Raw genomic sequence first — 26,717 nt, 5'->3', positions numbered from 1 at the left:
CTCTATCCTAGATTTTTTTGAAGATGATGGAGGTGTTGATTCCGCCAAAGGCAAAGTTGTTGCTCATCAGATATTCAACATCCAATTCACGACCTGAGCCTGTGATGTAATCGAGCTTGCCGCACTGTTCGTCGATATTCTCAAGATTCAATGTTGGGCTGAACCAACCTGAATGCATCATCTCTAGGCTTAACCAAGCTTCAATCGCACCACACGCGCCAAGCGTATGACCAAAGTAGCTTTTCAATGAACTGATTGGCACTTCGCCAAAGATATTCGCGGTCGCGTTACTTTCCGCAATATCGCCTTTTTCAGTCGCGGTACCGTGCGCAGAAACATAGCCAATCTTTTCAGCCGGAAGTTGAGCATCCTTTAGCGCTTTTTCCATACAAATTTGCATGGTTTCCATCTGAGGTTGGGTCACATGGGCTGCATCGCAGTTGCTGGCAAAACCGATGATCTCAGCGTAGATCTTTGCGCCACGAGCCACAGCATGTTCATACTCTTCAAGAACAAGTGTACCTGCGCCTTCACCGATAACGAGGCCATCGCGCTCGCTGTCGTAAGGGCTAGGAGACTTTTCTGGTGTGTCGTTTTTTAAACTGGTAGCAAAAAGGGTATCGAAAACGGCAGACTCAGTTGGGCATAGCTCTTCACCGCCACCGGCAACCATCACGGTTTGGTAGCCGTGTTTGATCGCTTCATAGGCGTAACCAATGGCTTGGCTTCCTGAAGTACAGGCACTGCTGGTGGGAATCACGCGGCCGCGTAGGCCAAAGAACAGTCCTACGTTTACCGCAGCGGTGTGTGGCATCATTTGCACGTAAGTTGTTGCGGTGATCGCACGTGTCGACTTCTCGTTAAGCATCACACCAAATGCACCAACAGCATCAGTACTGCCGGTTGAAGAGCCGTAAGCAATGCCTGTTTCGCCGTTAGTCAAAACGTCGTGGCCAATCAGTCCTGCTTGCTCCAATGCATTTTCGGTCGCAACAGTGGCTAGGCGAGACACACGTCCCATGCCACGTACTTGCTTACGCTTGTAGTGTTTTGGTAGTTGGAAATCATCAATAGGCGCAGCAAGCTTTGTGTTGAGGCCATCATATTGCTCAAAGCTTGGCATATATTGAGTGGCATTTTCACAGGCTTTTAGTTTTGGTTCGATGTGCTGCCAATCATTACCAAAGGCAGTAACACCAGACATGCCAGTTACAACAACGCGGCGGGTCATACTAAGCCTCCATTGACTGAAATCACTTGGCGAGTAACGTAGCCTGCAATATCAGACATTAGGTAACTCACTAGTCCTGCTACTTCTTCTGGCTCACCCATACGTCGCAGTGGCACTTGAGGGAGAGCATGCTCTTTCACGTGCTCATCAACCATGCCTGTATCGATTAAACCCGGAGCGACACAGTTTACTGTGATCTTGCGTTTTGCGAGTTCTAGAGCAAGTGACTTAGTCGCGCCAATCACGCCCGCTTTTGCTGCGGCATAGTTGGTTTGACCGCGGTTACCCATGATGCCGGATACCGACGCCAGAGTAACGATTCGACCGCCTTTGCGTTTTTGAACCATTGGCATCACGCACGGGTGAAGTACGTTGTAGAAGCTGTCGAGGTTGGTATGGATAACACCATCCCACTCTTCTTCAGTCATGGCTGGGAATGCCGTGTCACGAGTAATACCGGCATTATTTACAACACCATAATAAGCGCCGTGTTCGGCTATATCTGACTCAAGCGTTTCGCGACATTCGCTGCGATTGCTGATATCAAATCGGATCAGACGTCCTGCGCCACCGAACTCAGTGATCGACTTTAATGTGTTTTCAGCACCTTGCTTGTCACCCATGTAGTGAACGGCGATTTCAAAACCGTCTTTCGCGAGTTGAATTGCGATCGCTTTACCAATGCCTTTGCTGGCACCTGTGACTAAAACCTGACGGGTCATGATGGGCTCCTAGTTTTCATTTCTTGTAATTTTTGTTCGGTCGGCACGTAGACGTTGAGTTGGCATTGAGCTACTAACTCACCTTGGTCTTCGACTCGGGCGGTAAACACGGCCATGCCACTGTCTTCCATCAGTTGCTCGGCGTAGATATCAAGGGTCTGACCTTGAATGAACTCATCACACAGTGACTTGTAGCGACGAGAACCGAGTAAGAAGCCGATTGGAGGAGTCGTGCCGTTTTTCAGCGCATGGTATCCAGACCATGCCGCCACAGACTGCGCCATAAACTCGATACCCACATAAGCGGGTACTGTTTGAGATTCGGCATTAAAGAACAGGTTATGATCACCAATATCGACCTGACAGTGAATCGACAACGCCTCTACGTTGATAGCACGATCGATTAATATCATCGGATCATCGTGTGGGAGAAGTTGGTCTACAGAAGGGATATCAGTCATTTACTACACCAAAAATCAGGCTAATGTTGTTGCCACCAAAAGCGAAAGAGTTGCTTAAGATGTTCTTTACTTTAAGTTTCTGGGAACAGTTTACCAAATCAATCTCAATATCTTCAGCTTTATCCTGACATTTTTGTAAGGGAAGCGGTAAGTCATATTTTAAAATATGCCATGCTATTGCAGCCTCTATCGCACTTGCGGCTCCAAGAGTATGCCCGGTGAGAGGCTTGGTGGAACTGACGGGAACCTTGTTTGCAAAAATACGATGAATGGCTTTGCTTTCCATTGAATCATTGAGTGGCGTTGCGGTGCCATGAGCATTGATATAACCGATGTCTTCAGCTTGCAACTGAGCAGAATCTAACGCTTTTATCATCGCTTGCTCCGCACCATTCCCCTCAGGGTGAGGCGCTGAAATATGGTGCGCATCAGAGCTATCGCCACAGCCTAACAAGGCAATGTTCGACGTGTCTTGCGTTGTATTAACACCGACCAGCTTTGCCTTGCTAAGCAACATAAATGCTGCTGCTTCTCCGATGTTGATACCATCTCGTGTTGCACTAAACGGCTTACAATGTGTGGTTGAAAGTGCTTCAAGACCATGGAAACCATTGAGCGTCAGCTTACATAAGGTGTCGACACCTCCAATCAACACAGCATCAGCCATTCCAGAATCTAACAAACGTTTTGCGGTCAGAAATACACGGCCACTGGACGAGCAAGCGGTCGATATCGCATAGCTTGGTCCTGTTAATGCACAATGTTGGCTAACAAATTCAGAGGTATTGCCTAATTCTTGCTTCGAGTAGTGGTAATGCTCAGGAAACTCACCATGTGCCAGTTTATGTTTGAATGCTGCTTCGCCGTCTGAGATACCTGAGGTACTGGTGCCAATAACCACAGCAATTCTGTCTGCGCCAAATTGAGATTTTGCTTGTTCGATAGAGTCTTCAATTTGATTAAGAGCCGACAGTGCCAGCTGATTGTTGCGAGTGGCGTATTGCGCTTGAGCTGGTGGTATGTCTGGTAGCTCACTTGCTATTTTGCCAACGACAGTGTGCTTGCCGTCGTTCAGCATATCGCTCACTTCAACCATGTTTGATTCACGTTCGTCTTTGAGACATCCATGAATGTCAGCAATACTTGAGCCTAACGCTGATTGGAAACCACAGTCTTGGATATAAATAGGCATAATGTTCAGCTCTTAATTGGGTTATCGACAATCGTTGAGTTCAACGTTTGTATGGTGATGGTGTAGCCTTGGATCAGATGCTTGAAAACAATCTCTCCAGATGTCTTTGGTTCGCCGACTTTTGCTTGGTATTCAATACGAATGATGGCTTGTTGGTTATCGTCAAAAACGGTTCTTGTTTTGTCGGTATCGACTAGGTGCCAACCTATGCTTTGTAAAGGTTGCGCCCATGCTTCTGCTGGCCATAAGGTGAGCATTAAGTTAAACAGAACCTGTTCGGGCTGCGGCAGGGTCGCGCCAAGGCCAGACAGAACTTGAGTCTCAATGGCTTGATTCTGGTATTGCAGCGATAGAATGCGAGTACCCCATGAGGAGAACCCAGCTAAAACCACTTTATCTGGTGTGACTTCGACTTGAACAGGCAGTTGCTGCGTATCGTCTTGCCATGTTGCGCTGATCAGCTGGCTCGCCGTAAATGAGTACTCCAGTTCAGCAGGCAGCGGCAAGGCTAGTTCGGTGTCTTTGTCGATTGCGACACTTGCGCCTGTAGGCTGTTGAGACACCATCGAACAAGCGTTGAGTAGTAAGCCCAATCCAACGGCGAGCGCTATCTTGATTGTTTTGTTCATCTAAAAGCCTCTCGAGAGTTTGATTTTTCCGCTGCTTGTTCGTTGTTGATTGCAAGTGGCGAAAGCAACCATGCGACGAAAATACCAGACAGGACGGTAATACCGAAGCTATGAATGGCATGAGTCTGACTCAGTGACAATAAGCCAAATGAGAGTAGCGTCGTGAGGCCTGACAAAGTAATCGCTAATAAGGTGCTTAGTGATTTCTTCTGTTCAGCAAAGAACAGGGTATAGTCGATACCAATCCCTAGAATCAGAATCAGTCCAAGCAGGTTAAACAGATTCAGTGTCGAGCCTAAAATACCCGTGACCGCTAAACCAGCGACTCCGGAAATTAATGAAGGCAACAGCATTAATAGGCTTTGCTTCACACCATAACGCCAACCCAACACCATGCCAATAGCCGCTAATGCTATCAATAACAACTCGGTGATCTTGACTCTATATTCCGCAAAGAGAGCAGAGATTTCATCGGCTTTATTAAGGTATTTAACACCTTGTTGCTGAGCAAAGCTTGAATCGAGCCATTGAGAGAACAGTTCTGAATTTGTGACGTCTTTGATCAAAATGACCGACGCGGCTTGTCCGTCGATCGGTTTTAACCAAAGTGGTCGAACAGGTTCTGACACTGGTGATTCTAAAAATCCAGATACTGTGATTGCCTCGAACTTAGGTAGCTCTGGAAAGCTAGGCCAACCAAGAGTGTTCTGTAAGATATGGCTTTGCTGGCTATAAAGTTGTTCAACCAATTGATAGTTATCATGCTGTTGTTGTTTGCTTAACAATTGTTGATTGATGCTGCGATATCCGGAGATACCTTGGCTATCGACCAAAGAATCTAAGCTTGTGGTGATATCTACCAGTTTTTTTAGCAGTTTTTGGTCGCTGTTGGCGGTCACCAGCAGCATATTTTGACCACTGCCTAATCCTGATATCTCAGTAATGGCTTGTTCTTGCTGTTTGAGTTGTTCTGGCATCGCTTGAAGTTGACGAATATCGTCGTCGTAGCGAATTTGGCTGAGTGATATCAAACTAATGACAGTCACTATTAATGGTAAGCCAATTCTAAACTTTTGGTTGCTCCAGAGGCTTAACCAAGTATGCCAAAGCTTCGACAAAGGAAGAGGGCGTTCTTGGCTTGGTTTCGCTGCGAGAACTGGATACCAACACACCACGCTGGCGTAAGCTGCGATCAGTCCAATTGACGAGAACAGGGCTAGTTGCTGTAAGCCAGGGAAAGGTGCAACCAGTAGACCTAGGTAGCCAATCAAGCTGGTGATCAGACCCAAAGTGATCGCAACGATAATATGTTTCAACCCTTTGTCGCTTTGCCATTTACTTCCTGCAGCCAAGCGATCGGTTAGGTAATGGAAAGAGTAGTCGATGGATACGCCAATTAAGCTGGCACCGAACACCAAACTAAACAGGTGAACCTTGCCGAAGATAGCGACGGTGCTTGCCAGCGCAACCAATAATCCAGTACTGATGGAAAGTAAGGATAAGGCAAGTGGGAGGGCGCTACGAAATGTTAGCCACACCAATAAAATCACACCGGCCAATGAGCCCAAACCAATGGTACTGATTTCTGATTTCGCGCTTTCGGTACCGTAATTGGCGTAGAACACCACACCGGTATGCTGCACTTTGACACCAAACTGCTTTTCGATCTGGCGCTCAATTGAATCAAGATCTGGAAGCTGCTCTTGAATCGCTAAACTATAAGGCGAACCTGCCAGAGTAGCTGTCACCAAAATATGAGTTTGCTCATTAGACTGGGCTGTGAGGTAGCCTTCTTTCAGAACAAAGTTACTTGATTGAACGCCAACTGCGCTGATGTAGTCGCGAAATAACAGAAATGGGTCGAGAGATAACTCTGCTGCAGTGACGCCTGAGAACGGGTTGTACAGAGATTGAATGACATATTGAGCTCGCGAGTCCGGCGAGTGTGTCAGCGTCTCTTTTTGTTGTTGGGTGAGAAGTTGAGCTCGGTGACGAAAATAGAAATCGCTCCACTGACTTTGCGTGCTTGCGTTGATTTTTCCTTGAACTTGCTTAAACAGAGTTTGCTGGTTTGAGAAAGCTCTTTGGTTAAGTTTTTTTTCAAAAGCGTCAGTCGCTGTCATGGCTTGTTCGACGTCGGAGGCACTTATGATAAACACCACTTGCTCGCTCATCGAGCTGGATATCTGCTGAAAGGCTTGCTCTACCATGGGGTCTTGCTGGTTTTCTGGCAGCAATTTCATGATGTTGCTTTCAATGGGTACTGACGAAGAAAAAGCGAATTGTTTGATCAACAATCCGCTAAATAGCATTACGACAACAAGCCAAGCAAGGGCTAGGCTAGAATTGGAATTGTTGCGCTTCAGCATCTGATAATACTTCCGGTAGATGGCTTAATTGGCTAAATTCGATCACAGTGCTGTCCCCACGAACTTCTCTAAGTTCGATGCGTTCAATGTCACCTTGTCCTTGCAGTGTAATGGCTTCGAACACCGCGTTCATTGGTGCATTCTTTGGCTTTAGAGTGAGTGTCCATCGTGTGTCTTCTGAACTTGAGTTTGCACTTTCATCAGAATTTTTCGCAGTCGCTGGTTCAAATGACAGTGAGAATTGCTCTTGAAGTTTTTGCGTGTCGCCGTGAAACACTGACAAGAAGATATGGCTGAAATAAAACGCCATTGGGTTTTCTTTATCGGTGATGATTTTAGCGGGTTGATCAGCAAACCTTTGGCTCAGTTTGTTATCCGTGAGCACCAAGCTCACAGGAAAGGGTGTCGCTTGTGTCCAAAGCAAACCATTCGACTTATCTAACAGGAAAGTACCTTGTGATGTTAGAGGCTGGGCGAACATTTCCATGTTGCGCGTTTGAGTGAACTCACCACGAACGATACTATTTTCGCTTAACACGGTTTGTAGCTCTGAAATAGAACCGACAGCAATCGTGTTCTCGCTAGCGCCAGCAAAGCTACTCGCCATTATTGAGGCAAGCCCTAGTAGTGCGATGCTGATGTGCTTACGCCCGCGCTTAAACAGACTCATGTTTCACCTGCTGCTGTGTGTTAGATACTTGAGGTTGCTCTGATTGGTGGTCGCTTGGTTGCTGCTCAGTTGATTGGGGTAAGCAGCCAAATTGATGCCAGTGTTCGACTTTATCAGTAAACACCTTCGGCGAAGCAAAACACATCTCTTGCTCTTCAATGGTGACCGCAACTTGCATGGTGTGAGCGCGTGTCATACGAGCACCTGTGTTGGCATCGTGAATTTCGTAGTCAACACGCAAGCGGTTTTCCCATTCAGTTAACTTAGCGGATACCTTGATCTGATGATTAAACGGTATCGCTTTGATGTACTTTACGCGCGTGTCGATGATCGGCCACATGTAGCCGGAATCCTTCATCTCATGGTAGTTGTACTCAATCTTATCCATCATGATGCGTCTTACTTCTTCAAAAAATCGGAAGTAGTTGCCGTGATAGATCACGCCCATTGGATCGGCATCTTGGAATGAGGTGATAAGTGTCACCTCAGATTGTAATGGATGAAGGATTTCAGACATAAATCGCTCTCAACAATATTGCGTAAAGGGTTAGCTACTTTATGAGTAAAGTGACCAGTGCTGACTTTGAATACGAGCAATGAAGTGGCGTAGATCGCCTTCAAGTGGTCGATCTTCTACGATAAATTCAAACTCTTTAAGTACTTCATCGCGAATGTGCTTTAGGTTTTCACTCATGTGGTGCTCATCAAGCTCATTGTGGCGTTTACGAAGCTCAAGCGCTTGTGTACCCGCCAGAAGTGACGCTGCTGCTACTTGTTCAGTCAGTTCAAGAACGCGTAAGCAGTCACGAGCCGCAATGGTGCCCATGCTGACTTTGTCTTGGTTGTGACACTCGGTTGAACGAGAGAACACGCTTGCTGGCATGGTGTGTTTCAATGCTTCTGCTGTCCAAGCTGACACGCCGATTTGTACCGCTTTGAAGCCGTGGTTGATTGGCTTACGCTCGCCTTCTGCACCCGTTAGGTTAAATGGTAAGCCGTTGTTGAACTTGTAATCCATCAACTGCGCCATTTGGCGATCAAGTAGATCTGCAAGGTTGGCTACCGCTGTTTTTAGTGTATCCATTGCCATTGCGATATGGCCACCATAGAAGTGTCCACCGTGCAGTACGCGCTCATTGTCGCCATCGATAATTGGGTTATCGTTAGCGCTGTTTAGTTCGTTCTCAATCATTTGGCGTAGCCAAGGCAGAGAGTCTTGAACCACACCAATCACATGCGGTGCACAACGCAGTGAGTAACGATCTTGTAGGCGATCACTATTACGTGGCGGACGATCCGCTTGTAAGTCATCACGTAGCCATGCAGCAACTTGCTGTTGACCCGGATGTGGCTTCACTGTAAACAGTGCTTCATCGAAATGGAAATCGTTGCCTTGCATACCGACAGACACCATTGCGGTGATCTTAGTCGACAGCTGAGCTAGGTATTCTGCACGTTTGTAGGCGATACAAGCCAAAGCCGTCATTACTGACGTGCCATTCATCAATGCTAAGCCTTCTTTTGGCTTAAGCTTGATAGGGTTAATCCCTAGCTCTTTGTAGACGTCACTAGTAGGGCGAACTTCGCCTTTGTAGATAACATCGCGCTCACCAATCAGTGCAGCCGCCAGATAAGACAGCGGCGTTAAATCGCCACTAGCACCAACTGATCCTTCTTGAGGAATACGCGGTGAGATATCTTGGTTGATCAGAGTAACGATCTGGTTGAGCAAATCGTGAGTCACACCAGATACACCTTGTGACAATGAACACAGGCGCGTTGCTAATACTGCACGAGATTGTTCGTGAGACAGTATTTCGCCTAAACCACAGCCGTGAAAGCGCGTTAGATGCAGTGGTAATTCATCAACAAGGTTTGGCGGAATCGCAACGGTACATGAGTCACCGTAGCCCGTTGTCACACCATAGATCACGCCTTCTTCTTTCAATAGGCGTTCTAAAAAAGCGACACCACGGTCGATTTTTGATGTGAATGCTTCACTTGAGTTCATCGAGGCTTTTGCGCCTTGTGAGATAGCGACAACATCCTCAATCGTGAGGCGTTCGGCACCAAAGGTGATGCTATTTGGATTCTTTTTCGTCATGGTGCTTGCTCAATGTCCAAAAATTAAAAAAGTTGTACCACTGAAGCGGTGCTTTCAGTGTGTAGTGCTCAAGTCGGTTCGCATATTTTTGCACGACTTGCTGTAAAGATTGTTCGCGTGTCTTTCTTGGTAGCTCGATCTTGTCGCTAAAATGCTCGAAATAGACATTAAAGTGCGGTTTAGATTTTGAGTCGTCACGTAGCCCAAATAATAGGAATACTGGCGCTTTGAGAACCGAGGCTAACATAAATGGCCCTTGAGGGAAGGGTGCTTCCTTACCCAAGAACTCAGCCCATACTGAACGGCTCTCTTTACTGGTGGAAGTTCTATCACCTACAATCACAATCCACTCGCCTTGCTCCAACTTCTGTTGCAATAAGATGGCGGTGTCTGGCCCCATTGAAGTTACCTGAATCAGGTTTAAATCAGATTGTGGGTTGACCGCTTTCATGACAGAGTTAAAACGTTCAGCGTGCTCTGTGAACACCAGCGCATTAATTTTGATGTTCGAGTGTCTGCGCCCTAAAGCGCGGCATAATTCTATATTGCCAAGGTGAGATCCTAGAATCAGCACACCTTGTTGGTTTTCCACCATGCTTTCGAATTGGTCTTGGCCATGAATCGTCAGGTTATCTACCGAGAAATCGCCTTTCCATGCCGCTAACTTGTCTAGCATGGTATGGCCAAACGAGAGCAGGTGGTTATAGCTGGTTAACTCAGCGGGTAACTCAATATTCTGTTGTTCAGCGTATGCCTTAAGTTGAAATAGGTACTGTTCTGAGGCGTTTCGTGCACGCTTACCCGTTAGATGGTAGTAACGCATCACACCGCGCAAAATAAGATTAAATACGCCTCGGCCTAACAATGTATAGACAGCCAATAACAGTTTGATGCCCAGTACAGTGCCGCGTTCTTGAGTGCGAGACCAATGGGGTTGTTCTGACTCGTTCTTGTTGGATTCAGCCAAGGAATCTTGGTTTTGCCCACTTTTAGCAGAATCGGATTTGAAATGGCGAGCAATCAATTTTGGTGCTCTCGGCAGCATGCCGAAAAACAGTCTCGTGTGCATCCAGCTGATTTTTACGTTATCCCACAGCGCATCGAAATGAGATATGCCGTTTTCTGGGTATATAACGCGTGTTTCAACGAAATCAATATCGCAGCCTTCCCAATACAAGCGAACCAGAATCTCGATATCGAAGTCCATTCTCGAACCGACATCGTATTTATTCAGTACGGTTTGCGTCTTATCGATTGGATACGCTCTGAAGCCACACATGCTGTCTTTAATCGACAGAGACAGTGTTTCTATCCATACCCAAATATGTGTCGCGTAGCGCCCGTAAAGCCTTGCTTTGGGTACGCTGTCGTCGTAGATAGGCTGACCTGATATCAGGCGTTGTGGCTTAGCTTGTGACGCTTGGATTAACGCGGGTAGGGCGTCTAAGTCATGCTGTCCGTCAGCATCAATCTGAATAGCGTGGCTAAAACCGAGCTCTTGCGCTCGCTTGATGCCTGCTTTTACAGCGCCGCCTTTGCCTTGATTCTGTTCAAGCGTCACCAAAGTTACGCTTGCGCTATCTGCAAGTGGAGTCAGAAACTGCTTAGTCGCGAGTTCACTGCCATCGTCAACAATAATAATCGGAAGTTCGAAATTAAGAAGTGATGAGACCACCGAGGGCATGGTTGCACCGTGGTTAAAGCACGGGATTAGGAAGCAAGCTTTATAGCTGCTCTCTTTTGTTTGGTCTTGAGAAGTAGCCTCGATGGGAGCGCTATTCACTTTTCTCTCCCAGCTTCATTTTGCCTGAAGAGTGGGTCTGTTCACCGTTGTTTGAGGTGTAACTAAAGCTCAGTTTGTCTTTGTCAGCGTCCCACTTTAATGACAACTGAATAGTCGAGTCTGGCAGGATCGGTTCTTGGAATTTGATGACTTCCATGCCTTTAAAGAAACCAGGGACACTCAGTTCTTGGACTGCGTAGTGAAGTGCCCAATCAATCTGTGTAACACCCGGAAGAATAGGGAAGCTCTTGAAATGCCCCTTAAAATCGGTGATGTCTCCAGTAATATGGAGTGTCAGGGTCGATTCTTTCTCTGCAGTGTCAACAGCAATGACGTTTGGTTTTCTCTTATCCATAGCGTGTGCTTAGAATCCTTGGGCTGAAAATGGGTGTTCTGACAAAAATATAAAAAGATAATCTCAGTGTAAAATACGATCAGCGGTTTCTATGATTTTATTAGCTGTTCGATATGAGAGGTTAGTCGCTTACCTTGGCTGTTGAGTGGAATCTCATCAACAATGCGATATTTTCTTGGGATAGCGATCGGTTCTAACCATTTTCTAAGTTCTGAACGCAGCATCAACCAGAATTTACCTTTACTCATGGTGGCGAGTTTCGCTTGGCCTTCCTCTGATAATACCAAAACCGACGCCAAGATTAAGCGCTCCGGTTCTTCAAATGGAATGACGACACATTCACTTATCCAAGGCAGTTGCTCAAGTCGCTTTTCGACTTCAACCAGTGATACTCGTTTTTCTTCTATCTTGATCACTCGGTCGGTTCGGCCTTTCAATATAAACTGATTATCCGAGACCATTTCGCACTCATCGGCGGTTTGATACCAGTTATTGTTATCGATGTAGGGCGACAATAACTTAATGCAATTCTCACTGTTGAGACTTGCCTCAATACAGTCAAAAAGTTGCCAAGGTGTTTGAGCGCTCTCTTGCTGGCGAAATGCGATGCCACCAGTTTCTGTGCTGCCAAAAACCTCGATAGGTAAATGACCAAGCAGATTCTGTGATTGATGAGCCGATTCAGTGGGTAACGGGCCACCTGAAGAGAACACACCAGCAAGCTGTGCGGTATTGGTCTCATGCTTTAATCGTTTGAGTAGAGCTGGGCTGCTGATCAGCACGCAGTTTTTATTGGCGTGAGAAAGGATCTGCTCAGGGTACTCAAGGTTGCTTCGAGCAAATGGAACACCAGAGCATAGTGGCCATAAAATTCTAAACAGCAAACCATAGATATGTTGATGCGAAACCGTGCTGTGAATTCGATTACCTTTGATCAACTCTCCCCAGTTCTTATCTAGCTGAGCAGTTTCAATATCTAGGTGTTCTAGTGTTTTATTGATTGCCTTCGGCGTACCGCTTGAACCTGAAGTAAATAGGGTCAATTGGATTGCTGCTAATTCAATGGCGGGAAGATTATCGGTTAGAGGCTCGCGTGTTTCGGTGTCCAATAAGGTTTGGATATTGCGAACTTCACTTACTTCCACTGCACCAATCGCTTCATCAACCAACAGACAGTCAAAATGTTTATTCAGCTCGGCAAGCGCACAAGGTTGATAGTTACCTGGCAAAATGATGTGTTTGCGGCTGACTGCGCACGCTAAAAAGGCCACCGAAAATAGGTAGCTGTCTTGGGTGCAAATCGCGACTCGCTGAAAAGGGGATGAAGATAAAAGGTGTGCGAGCCGAGATAAGTCGTCGTTAAATGTTTGCCACGTAATCTCGCTATTGTCGTCAAAGCAGACAATAGAATCAGGCGATCTGTTCTGACTGAGAAGTTCAGACAAGGAAGTGTAAGAGACGGTTTGGGTCATAACAATTTAACTCTGACGAATGCGCTGTCTTACTACCCACTCTCCTGCAAAAAGTAACCCGGCGAACAAATAGCTGAGTAAGCCATTGTATAGGGTCCATATTTCAAGCGGTTGGAAGCAGGTGTAAAGAGCGATAGAGCCATTGATAACAAAGAACAGGCACCAAACTTTGGTGACTTTTCGTGTGTAATCAATGCCACTTTGCGGAAGTTCAGGCTCTTGGAGACGAGCAAGGCGCTCGATAATCGTTTGAGGTTGCCATAGGCTTGAAGCGAATACAGCCAACATACAAACATTAACGATGACGGGATAATAGGTTAACCACCCATGCTGCTTGAAGGTTAATCCTAGTGCCAGCAGAACAATCCCGGCACTACCACTGATCCAAGCTAAGTGTTTTAGCTCTTTGATTTTAGCCTGACCGCCAGTGAAAATGCGGACAGCAAAGATAGCGGCTAAGACGATACCAACGGTTTGTAGGCCAAACTTGTTGAGTCCAAAGTAAACCGCTATTGGATAAGTGAAAAGTATGATTGCCGACAGTAAAGTCAGCAGAGGACGCATTATGCGTCCTTCAATAGTTCAACCACAGACTCCACAACGTCATTAACGGTGCGTACTGCTTTGAACTCTTCAGGTTTGATCTTCTTACCTGTGACGTTCTGTAAGTGAACGACCAAATCAACGGCATCAATGCTGTCTAGGTCTAGATCGAGATAAAGGTGTGCTTCAGGAGTGATATCTTCAGCATCAAGCTCAAACAGCTCAATAAGCGCATCTTTAACCTGGTTGTATACTTCTTGTTGGTTAGCTTGTGTCATAAAGATCTGTCTAGTTGTTCGTTTGAGAAGAGATGTAATTCGCTAGATTTTCAACCGACGAGAAGTGCTGTCGAGTGTTTGAATCATCGGCATCGATAACAATGTTGTACTTTTTCTTGATAGCAAGGCCAAGCTCAAGTGCATCAATAGAATCTAGTCCAAGTCCATCACCAAATAGTGGAGCTTCCGTTTCAATTTCATCAATGCTCATGTCTTCAAGGTTCAATGCGTCGATGATCAGTTGTTTCAGTTCGTTGTGTAATGTTTCCACTTTGGCCTACTTAATGCTTTATCTAAATGCTGCTTTAAGGGGGCGATTCTACATTATGCGGTGTATTTTCGAAATGCTGATATCGCCTGTTTCTTATTGATTTGCTAAATGTTTTCTTCGGAAGGGAAAATAGTATGTGCAAGATGATGATTAAGGCGTCTTGCTGCCGAAGTTAAGTTATTTGCATTCTCAATAAATGGTGCGACTTCTATTTTACCTTTCACCGCGATATGAAAAAAGGGTTTCGTAGCAGGAACTTGATACCATTTTTTCTCTTTCGTTAAGAATGTCGGAGAAACCGTAATATGAATCACGCGTAAATCGGTTTGTGTTCGAGTGGCAATTTGTGCCGCACCACGTTGTAAGGATGGTTCAATTCCCGGCGTTGTGCGAGTACCTTCTGGAAAAACCAGTAGGACATTGCCACGTGAAAAGCGTTCTTCACAACGTTCTAAAAGATCGTCAGGTGCTTGATTGGGTATGTAACCCGCCGCTTTAACAATCCTCTTCATAAACGGGTTTTCCCATATTGCCGCTTTGACGAGGCAATCACATTGAGGAAGTTGAGAGGCGATCAGTACATAGTCGATTAAGCTCGGATGGTTGGCAACGATGATGCAATTACGATCTTCACGTAGCAGTTCGCCACCATCAATTCGGTAGTCAATCGCGCCAGTGAACTTCATGATCTGGCAGAACGCATTGAATGAGAAGCGAATCAGTCGTTGAGCCTTAAGCTCTCTTTGAATGGGGTTTGATGTGGTGAGCGCGATCGACGGCAAGATCAAAAAGCTGAGAACTAAGCCACCTAAACCGAATATGGTGAAGCAAAGCCCTGTCGCGAATACTCGCCAATATTGGTCGACCTTACTCACTCTTGAGTTCCAGGTTTCGCGTTGTTTACCCACGACCAAGCTTGGTATTTGCCTGTAATCGCCCATCGCTGCGTACCCAGTAGAATATGTTGTAGTGTTTGTAGACCTTGTGGCAAATCAGTCGTTGACCTGTCGTTAGCTATGGGGCTACTAGCGATTGAGCTGCTGGTGGTTGTTCTCGAAATTGAGTATTCATTACCTGCTGTGATCACTAAACCCAGAGCATAATCGGCATAGTGCTGAGTTTCGTATTCTTGATAAAGATCAGGCAGCGGTTGGTCAAAGTCGATGACTAACACACGATGCGATGGGTATTGGTGAAGGTAAAGATAAGCTTCAATCAGCGCGTTATGGAAAGTATCTTGCCCTGCGGCGATTGAGGTCAGTGGAATCGGTGCTTTCGCAGCAATGGTGGTTAGGCCCGCTGCGGTATTATGTACCGACTGCGAGAACGCCATTGGAGAGGCATCGTCACCTTCGAGTATCGACTGAATCAATGTGGCGGTTCGGTGTAGCTCACCATGTCGGCTGGCAAAAACCAGATAATCAATCGAGGTGTCTTTTAATAGCGTTAATGCGGTTTGGACGGCAAGCTTACTTTGCAGGCTCATTCGGCGGCGCATCATCGGCGGGATAGCTTTAAATTCAGTTGAGCCATCTTGTGGCCAATCTAAATTCTTGCTCCATGTTTGCCATTCGGCATCAGAATTGAGCCTCGCAGAATTTGCAGCCCATTTCTCAATATTAAACGACATTAATTGGGATTGATTTGACATAGAGTATTGATTTGCTTTGGGTCTAACTAAATACTACGCGTGCTTATAAATAAACACAGATAAGGAATTTAAATGAAATTACTAAAAATAGCGGTTTCAATGTTATTCATATTCGTTCTTGCAGGGTGTGGACGTGTCCAACCTGTAATGAATGTTGAGGATACTCCAGTTGCACTTAATCTTCAAAGCAAACAGGTGAAATCAGCTATTTATGAGTCGGCTGAGAATCGAGGCTGGTTGGTTTCAGAAATAAAGCCTGGCTTGATCCGTGCGGAACTGTATGTTCGTTCACACCATGCGGTGGTTGAAATTCCTTATAGTGACAAGTTTTACTCTATTCTTTACGTTGAATCAGAGAATTTGAAGTATGACGATGGTGAAATACACCGTAATTACAACCGTTGGGTTAATAACTTAAACGTTGATATTAAACGTAAGCTTTCACAAATGGCTGCTGAGTAACCCTCTATTATTTTAAAGTTAGGTTTTTCGTGTCGGAATATAAATTAGATCCATTCAATGCATTAGAAGCAAAAACAGAAGCGCAAAAGTTGTCTTTTGCTCCAATTGTTTTTCACACTGCTCGTACACTTCGTGATTTAGGTATTTTAAAGGCCTTAGATGGTGCGGGTAACGATGGTTTACCAGCTGAGTCTATCTCTGAAATAACTGGCGTATCTGAGTACGGCGTGAAAGTGTTACTCGATATGGCGTTGAGTGCTCATATTGTTACGTGGGAAAAGCCTAACTACAAAATGGCTAACCTTGGCTTCTATCTTTTGCATGATGGCATGACTAACGCAAACATGGATTTTACTGCCGATGTTTGTTACGCCGCGATGATGCATCTAACTGAAGCGATTGAAGAAGGTACACCTGCGGGTTTGAAAGAGCTGGGTGACTGGGAAACTATTTACCAAGGCTTGTCTCAATTGCCAGAAAAAGCAAAAGAGAGCTGGTTCAAATTTGATCACTTCTATTCAGATCGTTCGTTCCCTGTTTTGCTTGAGAAAGTCTTCAGTAAGAAACCTAAATCGCTGGTGGATATTGGCGGTAACACGGGTAAGTGGGCGATGCAGTGCTGCAATCACGACTCAGATGTTGAGATAACGATTGTCGACTTGCCACAACAACTCGAAATGGCAATGGCAAATGCAACGCAACATGGCCATCAAGGCCGAGTGACGCCATTTCCAGCCAACATGCTCGATAAACAACAAGCGTTGCCGACAGGCGCGGATGTGTGGTGGATGAGCCAGTTCCTTGATTGCTTCTCGCCAATGGAAATTCTGAGCATATTAAAGCGTGTTCGCTCTCATATGTCAGAAGAGGCGACGGTCTATATCCTTGAACTGTTTTGGGATGCACAGAAATACGATGCGGCTTCTTATAGCTTAAACGCGACGTCGCTTTACTTCACTTGCTTGGCCAACGGCAACAGCCGTTTTTACCGCAGTGAAGATTTCCTAGAGATCGTTGAAGAAGCTGGCTTTGAAGTGGTGACCCGTACCGACGATATCGGTCTTGGTCATACGCTTCTTGAATTGAAAGCTGGCGCGCAATAAAAATAACAAACATGGCTTAAATTAATGAAAAAACTGTCAACTCAAGTAGTGATCATCGGAGCTGGGCCATCAGGGTCTATTGCCGCGTCTTTGCTTCATAAAAAAGGCATCGATGTTCGAGTGATTGAAAAGAGCCTTTTCCCGCGCTTTTCCATTGGTGAAAGTCTATTACCTGCTTGCATGGAAGTGATTGAACAAGCAGGGATGAGCGAAGCGGTGGCTGACGCTAATTTCCAATTTAAAGATGGTGCTGCTTTTCGTAAGAATGGAGTGTACGCCGCGTTCAATTTTGAAGATAAGTTCTCTGCTGGGCCGGGAACCACGTTTCAGGTTCAACGAGGCGCCTTTGATAAGGTGTTAGCAGATACTGCCGAGGCGCAAGGTGTTGCCATTGATTATCAACATGAGTTGATGGGTATTAACTTTACTGAAGACAGCACCATTTTAGACGTACAAGTGCTTGATGGAGAACGCTATCAGATCGAAGCGCAATACGTGCTGGATGGCAGTGGCTTTGGTCGTGTGTTACCGAAGATGCTTGATTTAGAAGAGCCATCATCGCTTCCTCCACGCAAAGCTATTTTTACGCACATAAACGATCATATTTCAGCAGCAGATACTGACCTTGAATATGACCGTAATAAGATTCTGATCTCAGTGCACCCAACCAACCCTGATGTTTGGTATTGGTTGATCCCGTTTAGTGACGGTGTGTCTTCGTTTGGTATTGTCGGAGAGCCTAAGTTCTTTGAATCATACCCAGAAGACAAGATTGCCGCGATTAAGCAACTGGCAACAGAAGAGCCGGGTTTGGCTGAGATACTGGCGAATGCTGAGTATCCGAACCCTGCGGGCGAGATCGGTGGTTATTCTGCCAACGTAAAACACCTTGCAACAGACAAGTATGCGCTATTGGGCAATGCCGGTGAGTTCCTTGATCCTGTGTTTTCATCAGGCGTGACAATTGCGATGAAGTCGGCTCAGTTTGCGGTTGAGTGCGTGGAAAAGCAGCTCAATGGTGAGAAGGTTGATTGGGACCGTGATTATGCGGCTCCGCTGATGGTTGGCGTAAACACCTTTAGAACGTATGTTGAAGGGTGGTACTCAGGTACCTTACAGGATGTGATTTTCTATCAAGATCCCAACCCTAAGATTAAGCAGATGGTGTGCTCAATTTTGGCTGGCTACGCATGGGATCAAACCAATCCTTATGTGAAAGAGTCAAAGCGTCGGTTGACGACACTGGCAGAGATATGCCGAAGCTAGGTGGTCGATTTAGGGTGTAGCAACATGCTAAAGCACCATGATGACTAGTCTATAAATCACAACAGCCGCAATGCGGCTGTTTTTGTTTCTGGTAAATATGGAAAGCTGATTTTCAGCTCACTCGCTTTACTGAGGTCGATACTACTTAAGGTCGATGCTGTTCAGTCGTCCCATAAAGATAAGCAGCTCAATCACGTCTTTGTGGGCCTCAAGGAGCGCTCGTTTGGTTTGGCTGTAGGCGGCGAGTCGCCCGTGCTTCCTTATAGAACATACTTTGGTTTTGTATTTGTATTCACCACTTTCAGAGAATACGCGCCACTTAGCGATGTAGCATTCATCTCTATGTTCAGGATCTGTCTGAGTAGGGTTTGGTTTGAATACTATTTTAGGTTCTAAACTGTGCGGCAAACGTGTCATCAGGTAGGGCTCTCTAAGGACTTTTGGCCAAAATTTTCCCCAGAGCTTTCTGCCAAGCTCATCTCTCAACTTGATGGTTTTCTTTAGTGCTTTGTCTTCACCCATACGAACAAAACCGACAGAACGATGTAACACCGTATCTTCAGGAGTATGGATGTGGATTTTAAAAGCGGTTTGGCCTTTCGATATAAATCGATAACCGGTCGCACCAATTAGATTATTCTGGCTCATAGTTTGCTAAATGATGATTATGTTATTAATAAGGTTACGACAAATACGTTAAAACCGAAACTAATCATCATGAAAAAAATAAAGCCTTAACAAAAGTGCTAAGGCTTTATTAGAAACTATGAAGCGAGAGTGACGCTAACTACATGATTTTCTGCATCACATCACCAATTTGAATGCTTCCAGCCAGGCTAGGTTGATCAATCGTGAGTTCGGCTTCATTTTCATAAACACGAGAAACCGTCAGCGTGATATCACTTTGAGATACCTTGTTACGCGGTAAACCTCGTTGGTCGATAAACGAACCTGTGTGCCACAGTTGCAGTTTGTCACCTTTCTGCACGCCATGCATTCGCCCTAAGTCAATGGTCACCGTATTGCCAAATACCGCGGCAACCTCAGGAAGGGTGATCTTACAAGATACCTCTGACTCTAAATCCAGCATTATGTTACGACTGACGCGTAGCATCATACTGCCGTAGGTCGATGCCCAGAAGCGAGCGCTGCGGGTGTCCACTTCACTGGTCTTAGCAAAGGGCCACTTAGCTACTTCACGATAGCTGCGGTTGTAAACCTGATGACCCGTCTTACCGTCAAAGACTTGCATCTCTAACGCAAATTGTCGGTTGATAACATCGTCTTTCAACAGCTTAGATTCAATCGTTGCGGTTAAGTCGGTAATGTCGCCACCAATGATGTATTGCGCCCCCGTATCTTGAGCAATCATTTTGATCACTTCTGGTTGGCGCTTATCAATGTCGAAGTCGGTCGTGCCCACTGAAACAAAGCTGCGAGACTCTTGCGCTAATTGTCGGTCTACAACATGGCTGAAGTCATCACCAATGTTATAGATTCGCCCCATAACGGCTTGCTGCGGGGAGGTGACATCAATATTACCGACGAGAAATGTCTTTTTGTATTGGCTCTCATGGCAAGCATTTGCCGAAGGATAGATGTCGATCCTTGCGGTGATCATTAAATTGCCACCGCGAGTTTTCTCTTTCTGAACCAAGATGTAGCGAACTTCATGGTTAGTAAATTGAAATTCTTTTTTATTCGAATCTAGATAGGGCGTGAGGTTGGAGATACTACCAATATCAGCACCTGAGAACTGCACCGCTTTATATACAGCGTCTTCCAGCGCGTGGATTCGTGCACTTTCTTCCGACGATACGATGGCTGCTGTACCGGTAACTTCATACCAAGAGGCATGAGCACTGAAGCTTATGGTTATCAGTGAACTTATTGAAAATAAGTAAGATATTATTTTTTTCATCTATTCGTTACCAGTTGGGTATAAATATTGCTTAACAAATAACTATAAGCTTGAAGCTGACTTAAGTGCGTTTTTCTTAATCTGAACCATTAATGAAAAGCAAAGACTGTTCCAACATTGTAATCCATTGAAAAGAATAATGGTGAGAACATATTGGAACAGGTAGCACTAAATATATCTGGAGATAAGAGAATGAAAAACTGGCTCGTAGTAATGAGTGTCATGTTGATGACATCATGTGCTTATTCGCCCATCTATAACGGCAAGTCTGAGTATTCAGGTAGTCAGTTTATGTTGATGGACAGCCCTCGTCATACCATGGATTTTTTCGTGGAAAGTATGACTGAAGATCTGATCATTTCGAATACGAGTATTTCAGCGAGAACGCCAATTGCTATCACTTCGTTCGTTGATCTGCAGCATATGGACACAACAAACTGGCTAGGTAATTCAGTTTCAGAAGGCTTCATTCACCAATTTCAGCGTCGTGGCTTTAAGGTCGTCGATTTCAAAACAACGGGCTCTATTCAAGTAACTCACCAAGGTGACTTTGCGTTAAGCCGTGATTGGAAAGACCTCGCGCAGGAACAAGACGTCCAATACGTGCTAACAGGTACGATGCTACGCCAAGAGGGCGGTGTGCTCGTGAATGCTCGCGTGGTGGGCATGCAAACCCGCATTGTGGTTGCTTCTGCGCAAGGCTTCTTGCCAGCAGACCGTATTGGTCGCGACTTAGATACTCTGAACAGTATTCGAACTCAAGATGGCGTTATCATTCGTTCTGACCCAACGATCAGTCAGCCTTATACTGTTATTCTTCGCCCTTAGGAGTTCGAGATGAAGAAGTTAATATTTGTTGTTGCCGCTTTACTGCTTGTTGGCTGTCAGCCACTGCAAAACATGAGGCCAGACGACTATTTGGTTGCTGTTGGTTACGCAAGTATCAGTGAGCAATCAGGCCGTAACGACGAAGAAAAACGCATCCGTGCTATGCGAGCATCCAAAATTGATGCTTACCGTGAACTTGCTGAGCAAGTGTATGGCATGCGAGTGAGTGGCCGAGCTGAATTGTCAGATCAGCGCTTGGGTACCGAGCGAACGACAGGCGCTGTCGATGGTGTTATTCGTGGTGCAGAAGTGGTGCGCAGTTACCCTGTGGGCGATAGTTACGTGACGGAGCTTCAGTTAGACATCCGTAAGATGGAACAACTGCGTAATTACGGTGAAGTTCAGGCTGTACCTGAGAAGAGACAACAAACGCTGTTCTAGTCTTTATGACCATTTAAGTTATATGACCGACGAGTTGTATAAGTGGCCCTCGCTTTCCAGATGGCAGGGCGGCAATAAATAACGACAGTGAATGTAAAAGCGGCAAGTATGAAAATACTTGCCGCTTTTTTGTATTTACAGGTTGGGTGTGGGATCCTGGCTTGGTATGAAAGATAAGTCGAGTAGTAAGTTAAGGATTGGTGTTGCGAAAGACGCAAGGTGAATTACGGTACTGGCTAGAGAATAGAGAATAGAGAATAGAGAATAGAGAATAGAGAATAGAGAATAGAGAAGTAGCTGGTGGCTTGATTAGGCTTTAACGTTGGTGCCAAGTGTAGAAATCGTATGCGTTTGACCACCGGCATTGTAGGTCATGCCGATCTTTCCGTGGCTTTGCTGCATCATATTACTGAGTTTTTTAAAGCTGAGGTGTGCTCGATTCAAGGCTTCACCATTAACCAGGTTCGCTTGATGGCAATCGTACACAACAGATTTGATGGTTTTAACTAACTGAGCTAGATCTGGATTCTCGGTCAGTTCGGAGATATTGCTATGTGCTTCGATTCGTTGATCGGTTGTTCTTAATTGTTCAACTAGGACAACTTTCTCTTTAGCGATGCGTTCAATGTCGGTCGATTTTCGGCTAGTAATAGCGGTTTTCTCTGAATCTAATAGATCAGATAGGGCTTTGGCATTTTGAAGTTGGAAATTAACTAAATCTGCTAGTGCCGCCATAACGTTATCCTACTAAAACCTTAGTGCTCTTTAAGTGGAGATAGCTTGAACTAAGAATCTATCGCTTAAAGACCTTTTAATTCATTCTCGAACTTGATCATGTTGTCAGCCAGTTTTTCTGGGTCGACAGTGTATGAACCGTTCGCAATCGCTTCTTTGATCGCTGCAACTTTTACCGTGTCAAAGCTTGGTTGTGCTGCCATATCTTGTTGGAGCTGGCCAATTGCTTTGCTTTGTTGACTCAGTGAAACCGCGTCTTTGCTTGTCGGTGATTTAGCTGCAACATCAGAACGTGATGCCTGAGAGCTAGAATCAGAGCGCGCTGCTGATCGGTTTGTGGTCGTTAGGGTCTGCCCTGAACGAATATTATCGATGCCTGCCATAGTTAAGCCTTTTTCTTCAAAAATGGGAACCTGTACAGTCAATATCGACCAAGGGTTCGATTACTTTAGCAATTTTTAGCCCAATAGTCGAAAAGGGGCAAAACACCGCAGCCGTCATATTCAGCGTTAGAATTGAGAGTAAAATCACTAACGATTACCACCCATTTAGAAGTAAAGCGTTAAAAGTAAACCGTGACTTCAGACATGTTGGTAACAATACCTTCGATTATACGCTGAGATTTGTCATTTTTCACTCTTACTTGGTCGCCCATCGAGCCATCAGTTAACGCAGTACCTTTGGTGGTAATGGTCATGCCACCTTTTACTGCCTGTATGATAACCTTCTCGTTTCGGCACACGACACAGATATCACCTCGTTCAACAACATCACCGGGTCGCATGTTCTTTTTCACTTTTGCACCAATCACTTGTTGTGGAGCGGTGAAACCTTGACGACGAAACTTGTTAAGCGAAATCATGGCGGTGGTGACATCGTATTGACCGACGATCTCGCCTCTGGCTAAAGAACGGGTGGTGGTAACGAGTGGTACCGACATTGAAAGTCGAACAGGCACGTAAATCCGCCACTCATCCGGTATACATTGCACTAAAACCGTAATGCTACTGCGGGTATTAGTGGTGGTTGAAGCACTGGTTTCAAGAGGGATTGGGCAATCTGTTGCTTTTACTCTTGAGTCGATATTTGCTGCATTAACAAGGAGTTCGCCACCTTGAGGCTGCTCAATGGTCTCAAAGATGTGTTGTTCGGCCGCAGACTGAATCATTTCAATTTGTTCTGGAGTCGCAGCTTGTATAAAAAAACTAAACAATATTGACAAAATGCCGATAAACTTAGCGACAGTTTTAAAAGTAGCTCTACACATTGCTATAGAAAAAGGAGGCAGATTTGTTTTACGATGCGTCATTCTGTTTCTCTGGTAGTTCGTAGCCTGCAGTAGACTAACACTTTTTATCCAAAAAAGTTTGATATGGAGATGAGCTCATGACGGGTATTCTTGATTCAGTGAATCAGCGTACGCAACTCGTCGGTCAAAACCGATTAGAATTACTAACCTTTCGCCTAATGGGGCGTCAGCGTTACGGCATAAATGTCTTTAAAGTTAAAGAAGTGCTTCAATGCCCTAAGCTGACAAAGATGCCAAACTTGAACCCACTAGTTAAAGGTGTAGCACACATTCGTGGCCAAACGATCTCAGTGATCGATTTGAGCTTAGCGATTGGTGGCCGTCCTACAACGGATGTTGAAAAGTGTTTTGTGGTTATCTCTGAGTTTAACCGAACCATTCAAGGTTTCTTGGTCAGTTCAGTAGAGCGCATTATTAACATGCACTGGGAATCGATCCTTCCGCCGCCAGATGGCGCAGGTAGAGCTAACTACCTGACAGCGGTAACCAACATTGACAATGAATTGGTAGAGATTCTTGATGTTGAAAAGATCCTTGCTGAAATATCGCCTGTTGATGAAACAATGGACAGCAAGATTGCTGAAGACATTGCGAAAGTTGAACAAGAGAAACCATTAGTTCGCCGTATCTTGATTGCTGATGACTCTACGGTTGCTCGTAAGCAGGTTCAGCGTGCTATCGAGTCGATCGGTTTTGAAGTTATTTCAGTGAAAGATGGTAAAGAAGCCTATGAGAAGCTGGTGCAGATGTCATCAGAAGGCAGTATTTACGATCAAATTTCATTAGTGATCTCGGATATCGAAATGCCTGAAATGGACGGTTATACGCTGACTGCTGAGATTCGCCGTCATGCAGAGCTAAAAGATTTATACGTAATTTTACACTCATCATTGAGTGGTGTATTTAACCAAGCCATGGTTGAGCGTGTAGGAGCTAACTCCTTCATCGCGAAATTCAACCCTGATGAGCTTGGTGCAGCGGTTAAAGCTGCGTTAACTAACTAAAAGAGACATTAATGACTGCTATAACAATAAGTGATCAAGAGTATCGCGATTTCAGCCGTTTCTTAGAATCTCAATGTGGCATTGTATTAGGTGATAGCAAGCAGTACTTAGTGCGCAGCCGCCTAAGCCCATTAGTAACGAAGTTTAATTTAGCGTCGTTATCTGATTTGTTGAGAGATGTAGTAACAGGTCGAAACCGTGAGTTGAGAGTGGCAGCAGTGGATGCTATGACGACGAACGAGACACTTTGGTTCCGAGATACTTACCCGTTTGCTGTACTTGCGGATAAGCTTCTACCGGAAATAGCGGCAAATAAGCGTCCTATTAAGATTTGGTCTGCGGCAAGCTCTTCAGGCCAAGAAGCATACTCAATGGCAATGACGATTCTTGAAACTCAAGCACGCAAGCCAGGTATGTTGCCAAACGTGTCGATCACGGGAACGGATATCTCAGCGAGTATGTTGGATATGTGTCGTAAAGGCGCTTATGACAATCTAGCGCTGGGTCGAGGCCTTTCTCCTGAACGTCGCCGTACCTTCTTTGAAGATGCGGGTGATGGCCGCATGAAAGTTAAAGATAATGTGAAGCGTATGGTCAATTTCCGTCCGCAGAACTTGATGGACAGCTATGCCTTACTCGGTAAGTTCGACATCATTTTTTGTCGTAACGTATTGATTTACTTCTCGCCTGACATGAAGGCGAAGGTACTCAACCAAATGGCAAATAGCCTAAACCCTGGTGGCTATCTACTATTGGGTGCTTCAGAATCGTTAACAGGTTTAACTGACCGTTTTGAAATGGTTCGTTGTAACCCTGGCATTATCTACAAATTAAAGTAATTACTGGCACCGCATAAGGTGTAACGTTACTGTCTAATTTCAAAACCCAGCCTAGTGCTGGGTTTTCTTTTTCCGCTAAAGCTATATCTTTAAGTCAGAGTGACATTCCAATTTACTCTATTTTTTGGCTTGTATATTGCAATTTTACCCACGAGTAACCTGTAAAAGTATTGATAGCCCGCTTTGTTTTAAAAGTTGGTATATATATTGCTTTGGTTATCTCATAACAGTCAGTTCTTGAGTTGAGGTTTACATGGCTATTTCTTTTGACAATGCTTTGGGCATTCACCAACACACGGTTGGTGTACGTGAGCGTAACGCTGAGGTGCTTTCCACCAATATCGCGCAAGCCAACACGCCTGGGTATAAAGCAAAAGGATTAGACTTTAAGAAATCACTGCAAGCGGCAAGTTCTGGGGCAAGCATTGGTCTTAGTCGTACAGATGGTCGGCACATTTCTGCCTCAACAACGGTGAACGGGGAAACGAAGTATCGAATTCCTACCCAACCTGATACAGGAGATGGCAACACGGTTGATTTGGATTTGGAAAGAAACCTTTTCATGCAAAACCAAATTAGGCATCAAGCCTCTCTCGACTTCTTAGGAAGTAAGTTCAAGAATTTAACTAAAGCGATTAAAGGGGAATAATTAGATGAGTTTATTCAATGTATTCAATGTGACTGGTTCTGCGATGAGTGCTGAATCTGTTCGTCTAAATACGACCTCGAGCAACCTTGCGAACGCGGACAGTGTAAGTAGTTCTGCTGAAGAAACTTACAAGGCTCGTCACGCAGTGTTCGGCGCTGAGTTAAATAAAGCACGCAACAGTGGTCACACTGTGCCTGTGAAAGTATTAGGTATTGTGGAAAGCGATAAGCCGCTGAGCGCGGAGTACAACCCGGATCACCCATTAGCGAATAACGAAGGCTATATCTACAAGCCTAACGTGAACGTTATGGAAGAAATGGCAAACATGATTTCGGCATCACGTGCGTACCAAACAAACGTGCAGGTTGCTGACTCGAGTAAACAAATGCTGCTGCGTACGCTGCAGATGGGTCAATAAGGATAAGGAGG

The 26,717-nt window shown here is 45.2% G+C and carries 31 protein-coding genes; 9 read left to right on the top strand and 22 right to left on the bottom strand.

Annotated features, from left to right (window positions below; translation table 11 throughout):
- Nucleotides 1-7 precede the first annotated feature (7 nt).
- The 17 genes from OW495_RS16090 to OW495_RS16010 all read right to left on the bottom strand — a co-directional run bounded on the left by OW495_RS16090 (nt 8) and on the right by OW495_RS16010 (nt 15,731).
- Nucleotides 8-1,231 (bottom strand): beta-ketoacyl-ACP synthase, encoded by a 1,224-nt coding sequence (locus OW495_RS16090; protein ID WP_102276398.1) that lies wholly within the window; start codon nt 1,229-1,231, stop codon nt 8-10.
- Nucleotides 1,228-1,953 carry a 3-ketoacyl-ACP reductase FabG2 gene (locus tag OW495_RS16085; RefSeq protein WP_289887417.1) on the bottom strand — a complete coding sequence of 242 codons (726 nt, stop codon included), beginning with the start codon at nt 1,951-1,953 and terminating at the stop codon, nt 1,228-1,230. Before OW495_RS16085 ends, OW495_RS16090 begins: the two co-directional genes overlap by 4 nt.
- Complete coding sequence (locus tag OW495_RS16080; protein WP_289887416.1) at nt 1,950-2,414, bottom strand: hotdog family protein; 465 nt, start codon at nt 2,412-2,414, stop codon at nt 1,950-1,952. Before OW495_RS16080 ends, OW495_RS16085 begins: the two co-directional genes overlap by 4 nt.
- Nucleotides 2,407-3,606, bottom strand: a complete 1,200-nt coding sequence (locus tag OW495_RS16075; protein WP_289887414.1) for a beta-ketoacyl-[acyl-carrier-protein] synthase family protein — start codon at nt 3,604-3,606, stop codon at nt 2,407-2,409. The genes OW495_RS16080 and OW495_RS16075 overlap by 8 nt, the downstream gene beginning before the upstream one ends.
- A gap of 5 nt (nt 3,607-3,611) precedes the next feature.
- On the bottom strand, nt 3,612-4,235 hold the full coding sequence (locus OW495_RS16070) for a DUF3261 domain-containing protein (RefSeq protein ID WP_102514075.1): 624 nt from the start codon (nt 4,233-4,235) through the stop codon (nt 3,612-3,614).
- On the bottom strand, nt 4,232-6,604 hold the full coding sequence (locus OW495_RS16065; protein WP_102514074.1) for an MMPL family transporter: 2,373 nt from the start codon (nt 6,602-6,604) through the stop codon (nt 4,232-4,234). The genes OW495_RS16070 and OW495_RS16065 overlap by 4 nt, the downstream gene beginning before the upstream one ends.
- Entirely contained in the window at nt 6,576-7,274 is a 699-nt protein-coding gene (locus tag OW495_RS16060; RefSeq protein ID WP_289887412.1) for an outer membrane lipoprotein carrier protein LolA, read from the bottom strand. Before OW495_RS16060 ends, OW495_RS16065 begins: the two co-directional genes overlap by 29 nt.
- Nucleotides 7,261-7,791, bottom strand: a complete 531-nt coding sequence (locus OW495_RS16055; protein ID WP_102514072.1) for an acyl-CoA thioesterase — start codon at nt 7,789-7,791, stop codon at nt 7,261-7,263. The genes OW495_RS16060 and OW495_RS16055 overlap by 14 nt, the downstream gene beginning before the upstream one ends.
- 39 nt (nt 7,792-7,830) lie before the next feature.
- Complete coding sequence (locus tag OW495_RS16050; protein ID WP_102514071.1) at nt 7,831-9,378, bottom strand: aromatic amino acid ammonia-lyase; 1,548 nt, start codon at nt 9,376-9,378, stop codon at nt 7,831-7,833.
- Nucleotides 9,356-11,161, bottom strand: coding sequence for a glycosyltransferase family 2 protein (locus OW495_RS16045; protein WP_102514070.1), 1,806 nt, complete (start codon nt 11,159-11,161; stop codon nt 9,356-9,358). Before OW495_RS16045 ends, OW495_RS16050 begins: the two co-directional genes overlap by 23 nt.
- Entirely contained in the window at nt 11,154-11,516 is a 363-nt protein-coding gene (locus tag OW495_RS16040) for a 3-hydroxyacyl-ACP dehydratase (RefSeq protein WP_102514069.1), read from the bottom strand. Before OW495_RS16040 ends, OW495_RS16045 begins: the two co-directional genes overlap by 8 nt.
- Nucleotides 11,517-11,605: 89 nt before the next feature.
- Nucleotides 11,606-12,988, bottom strand: a complete 1,383-nt coding sequence (locus OW495_RS16035; RefSeq protein ID WP_102514068.1) for an AMP-binding protein — start codon at nt 12,986-12,988, stop codon at nt 11,606-11,608.
- Between the two features lie 6 nt (nt 12,989-12,994).
- Nucleotides 12,995-13,552 (bottom strand): septation protein IspZ, encoded by a 558-nt coding sequence (locus OW495_RS16030; RefSeq protein ID WP_065104915.1) that lies wholly within the window; start codon nt 13,550-13,552, stop codon nt 12,995-12,997.
- On the bottom strand, nt 13,552-13,809 hold the full coding sequence (locus OW495_RS16025) for an acyl carrier protein (protein ID WP_004739745.1): 258 nt from the start codon (nt 13,807-13,809) through the stop codon (nt 13,552-13,554). Before OW495_RS16025 ends, OW495_RS16030 begins: the two co-directional genes overlap by 1 nt.
- Nucleotides 13,810-13,819: 10 nt before the next feature.
- Nucleotides 13,820-14,080 (bottom strand): phosphopantetheine-binding protein, encoded by a 261-nt coding sequence (locus OW495_RS16020; RefSeq protein WP_017106334.1) that lies wholly within the window; start codon nt 14,078-14,080, stop codon nt 13,820-13,822.
- Nucleotides 14,081-14,184: 104 nt separating this feature from the next.
- Nucleotides 14,185-14,955, bottom strand: coding sequence for a lysophospholipid acyltransferase family protein (locus OW495_RS16015; RefSeq protein ID WP_102514067.1), 771 nt, complete (start codon nt 14,953-14,955; stop codon nt 14,185-14,187).
- On the bottom strand, nt 14,952-15,731 hold the full coding sequence (locus tag OW495_RS16010; RefSeq protein ID WP_289887406.1) for a beta-ketoacyl synthase chain length factor: 780 nt from the start codon (nt 15,729-15,731) through the stop codon (nt 14,952-14,954). Before OW495_RS16010 ends, OW495_RS16015 begins: the two co-directional genes overlap by 4 nt.
- A 72-nt stretch (nt 15,732-15,803) precedes the next feature.
- On the opposite strand from OW495_RS16010, the gene OW495_RS16005 reads away from it, so the two are divergent.
- Genes OW495_RS16005 through OW495_RS15995 form a run of 3 tightly spaced genes read left to right on the top strand, consistent with a single transcriptional unit; the run spans nt 15,804 to nt 18,562 of the window.
- Nucleotides 15,804-16,193, top strand: a complete 390-nt coding sequence (locus OW495_RS16005; protein WP_102514065.1) for a hypothetical protein — start codon at nt 15,804-15,806, stop codon at nt 16,191-16,193.
- Between the two features lie 29 nt (nt 16,194-16,222).
- Nucleotides 16,223-17,296, top strand: coding sequence for a methyltransferase (locus tag OW495_RS16000; protein WP_076668708.1), 1,074 nt, complete (start codon nt 16,223-16,225; stop codon nt 17,294-17,296).
- A gap of 24 nt (nt 17,297-17,320) precedes the next feature.
- Nucleotides 17,321-18,562 carry an NAD(P)/FAD-dependent oxidoreductase gene (locus tag OW495_RS15995; protein WP_102311801.1) on the top strand — a complete coding sequence of 414 codons (1,242 nt, stop codon included), beginning with the start codon at nt 17,321-17,323 and terminating at the stop codon, nt 18,560-18,562.
- A gap of 141 nt (nt 18,563-18,703) precedes the next feature.
- On the opposite strand, the gene OW495_RS15990 is transcribed toward OW495_RS15995, so the two are convergent.
- Nucleotides 18,704-19,210, bottom strand: coding sequence for a hypothetical protein (locus OW495_RS15990; protein WP_004736164.1), 507 nt, complete (start codon nt 19,208-19,210; stop codon nt 18,704-18,706).
- A 139-nt stretch (nt 19,211-19,349) separates the two neighbouring features.
- The gene (locus tag OW495_RS15985; protein WP_017106340.1) at nt 19,350-20,483 is read right to left on the bottom strand and encodes a flagellar assembly protein FlgT; all 1,134 of its coding nucleotides are present in this window, start codon (nt 20,481-20,483) and stop codon (nt 19,350-19,352) included.
- Between the two features lie 192 nt (nt 20,484-20,675).
- On the opposite strand from OW495_RS15985, the gene OW495_RS15980 reads away from it, so the two are divergent.
- Entirely contained in the window at nt 20,676-21,311 is a 636-nt protein-coding gene (locus tag OW495_RS15980) for a FlgO family outer membrane protein (RefSeq protein WP_102314926.1), read from the top strand.
- A gap of 9 nt (nt 21,312-21,320) precedes the next feature.
- Nucleotides 21,321-21,752 carry a flagellar assembly lipoprotein FlgP gene (gene flgP, locus OW495_RS15975; RefSeq protein ID WP_102514064.1) on the top strand — a complete coding sequence of 144 codons (432 nt, stop codon included), beginning with the start codon at nt 21,321-21,323 and terminating at the stop codon, nt 21,750-21,752.
- A gap of 309 nt (nt 21,753-22,061) precedes the next feature.
- On the opposite strand, the gene flgN is transcribed toward flgP, so the two are convergent.
- The 3 genes from flgN to flgA form a co-directional block, all read right to left on the bottom strand.
- Complete coding sequence (gene flgN, locus OW495_RS15970) at nt 22,062-22,487, bottom strand: flagellar export chaperone FlgN (RefSeq protein WP_017106343.1); 426 nt, start codon at nt 22,485-22,487, stop codon at nt 22,062-22,064.
- Between the two features lie 65 nt (nt 22,488-22,552).
- Nucleotides 22,553-22,870: a flagellar biosynthesis anti-sigma factor FlgM gene (gene flgM, locus OW495_RS15965; protein ID WP_029223448.1), complete on the bottom strand. Its 318-nt coding sequence runs from the start codon at nt 22,868-22,870 to the stop codon at nt 22,553-22,555.
- A 179-nt stretch (nt 22,871-23,049) separates the two neighbouring features.
- Nucleotides 23,050-23,796 carry a flagellar basal body P-ring formation chaperone FlgA gene (flgA, locus tag OW495_RS15960; protein ID WP_065104909.1) on the bottom strand — a complete coding sequence of 249 codons (747 nt, stop codon included), beginning with the start codon at nt 23,794-23,796 and terminating at the stop codon, nt 23,050-23,052.
- 77 nt (nt 23,797-23,873) lie between these two features.
- On the opposite strand from flgA, the gene OW495_RS15955 reads away from it, so the two are divergent.
- The 4 genes from OW495_RS15955 (at nt 23,874) to flgC (ending at nt 26,706) form a co-directional block, all read left to right on the top strand.
- Nucleotides 23,874-24,800, top strand: a complete 927-nt coding sequence (locus OW495_RS15955) for a chemotaxis protein CheV (protein WP_017106345.1) — start codon at nt 23,874-23,876, stop codon at nt 24,798-24,800.
- Nucleotides 24,801-24,811: 11 nt separating this feature from the next.
- Nucleotides 24,812-25,639 carry a protein-glutamate O-methyltransferase gene (locus OW495_RS15950; protein ID WP_017110142.1) on the top strand — a complete coding sequence of 276 codons (828 nt, stop codon included), beginning with the start codon at nt 24,812-24,814 and terminating at the stop codon, nt 25,637-25,639.
- Nucleotides 25,640-25,892: 253 nt separating this feature from the next.
- Nucleotides 25,893-26,288: a flagellar basal body rod protein FlgB gene (gene flgB, locus OW495_RS15945; RefSeq protein WP_004736175.1), complete on the top strand. Its 396-nt coding sequence runs from the start codon at nt 25,893-25,895 to the stop codon at nt 26,286-26,288.
- 4 nt (nt 26,289-26,292) lie between these two features.
- Nucleotides 26,293-26,706: a flagellar basal body rod protein FlgC gene (gene flgC / locus OW495_RS15940; protein WP_004736176.1), complete on the top strand. Its 414-nt coding sequence runs from the start codon at nt 26,293-26,295 to the stop codon at nt 26,704-26,706.
- The last annotated feature ends 11 nt before the right edge of the window (nt 26,707-26,717 follow it).

The organism is Vibrio sp. 14N.309.X.WAT.E.F5, from assembly GCF_030397615.1.
Taxonomy (GTDB): Bacteria; Pseudomonadota; Gammaproteobacteria; order Enterobacterales; family Vibrionaceae; genus Vibrio; species Vibrio lentus.
Note: the sequence above shows the minus strand (reverse complement) of the source record. Positions and strands in the feature narration are given on the sequence as shown.

What these genes read in the sequence shown, in the direction of transcription:
- OW495_RS16090 (WP_102276398.1), bottom strand. Translation starts at nt 1,231, where the DNA reads ATGACCCGCCGCGTTGTTGTAACTGGCATGTCTGGTGTTACTGCCTTT.
- OW495_RS16085 (WP_289887417.1), bottom strand. Translation starts at nt 1,953, where the DNA reads ATGACCCGTCAGGTTTTAGTCACAGGTGCCAGCAAAGGCATTGGTAAA.
- OW495_RS16080 (WP_289887416.1), bottom strand. Translation starts at nt 2,414, where the DNA reads ATGACTGATATCCCTTCTGTAGACCAACTTCTCCCACACGATGATCCG.
- OW495_RS16075 (WP_289887414.1), bottom strand. Translation starts at nt 3,606, where the DNA reads ATGCCTATTTATATCCAAGACTGTGGTTTCCAATCAGCGTTAGGCTCA.
- OW495_RS16070 (WP_102514075.1), bottom strand. Translation starts at nt 4,235, where the DNA reads ATGAACAAAACAATCAAGATAGCGCTCGCCGTTGGATTGGGCTTACTA.
- OW495_RS16065 (WP_102514074.1), bottom strand. Translation starts at nt 6,604, where the DNA reads ATGCTGAAGCGCAACAATTCCAATTCTAGCCTAGCCCTTGCTTGGCTT.
- OW495_RS16060 (WP_289887412.1), bottom strand. Translation starts at nt 7,274, where the DNA reads ATGAGTCTGTTTAAGCGCGGGCGTAAGCACATCAGCATCGCACTACTA.
- OW495_RS16055 (WP_102514072.1), bottom strand. Translation starts at nt 7,791, where the DNA reads ATGTCTGAAATCCTTCATCCATTACAATCTGAGGTGACACTTATCACC.
- OW495_RS16050 (WP_102514071.1), bottom strand. Translation starts at nt 9,378, where the DNA reads ATGACGAAAAAGAATCCAAATAGCATCACCTTTGGTGCCGAACGCCTC.
- OW495_RS16040 (WP_102514069.1), bottom strand. Translation starts at nt 11,516, where the DNA reads ATGGATAAGAGAAAACCAAACGTCATTGCTGTTGACACTGCAGAGAAA.
- OW495_RS16035 (WP_102514068.1), bottom strand. Translation starts at nt 12,988, where the DNA reads ATGACCCAAACCGTCTCTTACACTTCCTTGTCTGAACTTCTCAGTCAG.
- OW495_RS16030 (WP_065104915.1), bottom strand. Translation starts at nt 13,552, where the DNA reads ATGCGTCCTCTGCTGACTTTACTGTCGGCAATCATACTTTTCACTTAT.
- OW495_RS16025 (WP_004739745.1), bottom strand. Translation starts at nt 13,809, where the DNA reads ATGACACAAGCTAACCAACAAGAAGTATACAACCAGGTTAAAGATGCG.
- OW495_RS16010 (WP_289887406.1), bottom strand. Translation starts at nt 15,731, where the DNA reads ATGTCAAATCAATCCCAATTAATGTCGTTTAATATTGAGAAATGGGCT.
- OW495_RS16005 (WP_102514065.1), top strand. Translation starts at nt 15,804, where the DNA reads ATGAAATTACTAAAAATAGCGGTTTCAATGTTATTCATATTCGTTCTT.
- OW495_RS15995 (WP_102311801.1), top strand. Translation starts at nt 17,321, where the DNA reads ATGAAAAAACTGTCAACTCAAGTAGTGATCATCGGAGCTGGGCCATCA.
- OW495_RS15990 (WP_004736164.1), bottom strand. Translation starts at nt 19,210, where the DNA reads ATGAGCCAGAATAATCTAATTGGTGCGACCGGTTATCGATTTATATCG.
- OW495_RS15985 (WP_017106340.1), bottom strand. Translation starts at nt 20,483, where the DNA reads ATGAAAAAAATAATATCTTACTTATTTTCAATAAGTTCACTGATAACC.
- OW495_RS15980 (WP_102314926.1), top strand. Translation starts at nt 20,676, where the DNA reads ATGAAAAACTGGCTCGTAGTAATGAGTGTCATGTTGATGACATCATGT.
- flgP (WP_102514064.1), top strand. Translation starts at nt 21,321, where the DNA reads ATGAAGAAGTTAATATTTGTTGTTGCCGCTTTACTGCTTGTTGGCTGT.
- flgN (WP_017106343.1), bottom strand. Translation starts at nt 22,487, where the DNA reads ATGGCGGCACTAGCAGATTTAGTTAATTTCCAACTTCAAAATGCCAAA.
- flgM (WP_029223448.1), bottom strand. Translation starts at nt 22,870, where the DNA reads ATGGCAGGCATCGATAATATTCGTTCAGGGCAGACCCTAACGACCACA.
- flgA (WP_065104909.1), bottom strand. Translation starts at nt 23,796, where the DNA reads ATGACGCATCGTAAAACAAATCTGCCTCCTTTTTCTATAGCAATGTGT.
- OW495_RS15955 (WP_017106345.1), top strand. Translation starts at nt 23,874, where the DNA reads ATGACGGGTATTCTTGATTCAGTGAATCAGCGTACGCAACTCGTCGGT.
- OW495_RS15950 (WP_017110142.1), top strand. Translation starts at nt 24,812, where the DNA reads ATGACTGCTATAACAATAAGTGATCAAGAGTATCGCGATTTCAGCCGT.
- flgB (WP_004736175.1), top strand. Translation starts at nt 25,893, where the DNA reads ATGGCTATTTCTTTTGACAATGCTTTGGGCATTCACCAACACACGGTT.
- flgC (WP_004736176.1), top strand. Translation starts at nt 26,293, where the DNA reads ATGAGTTTATTCAATGTATTCAATGTGACTGGTTCTGCGATGAGTGCT.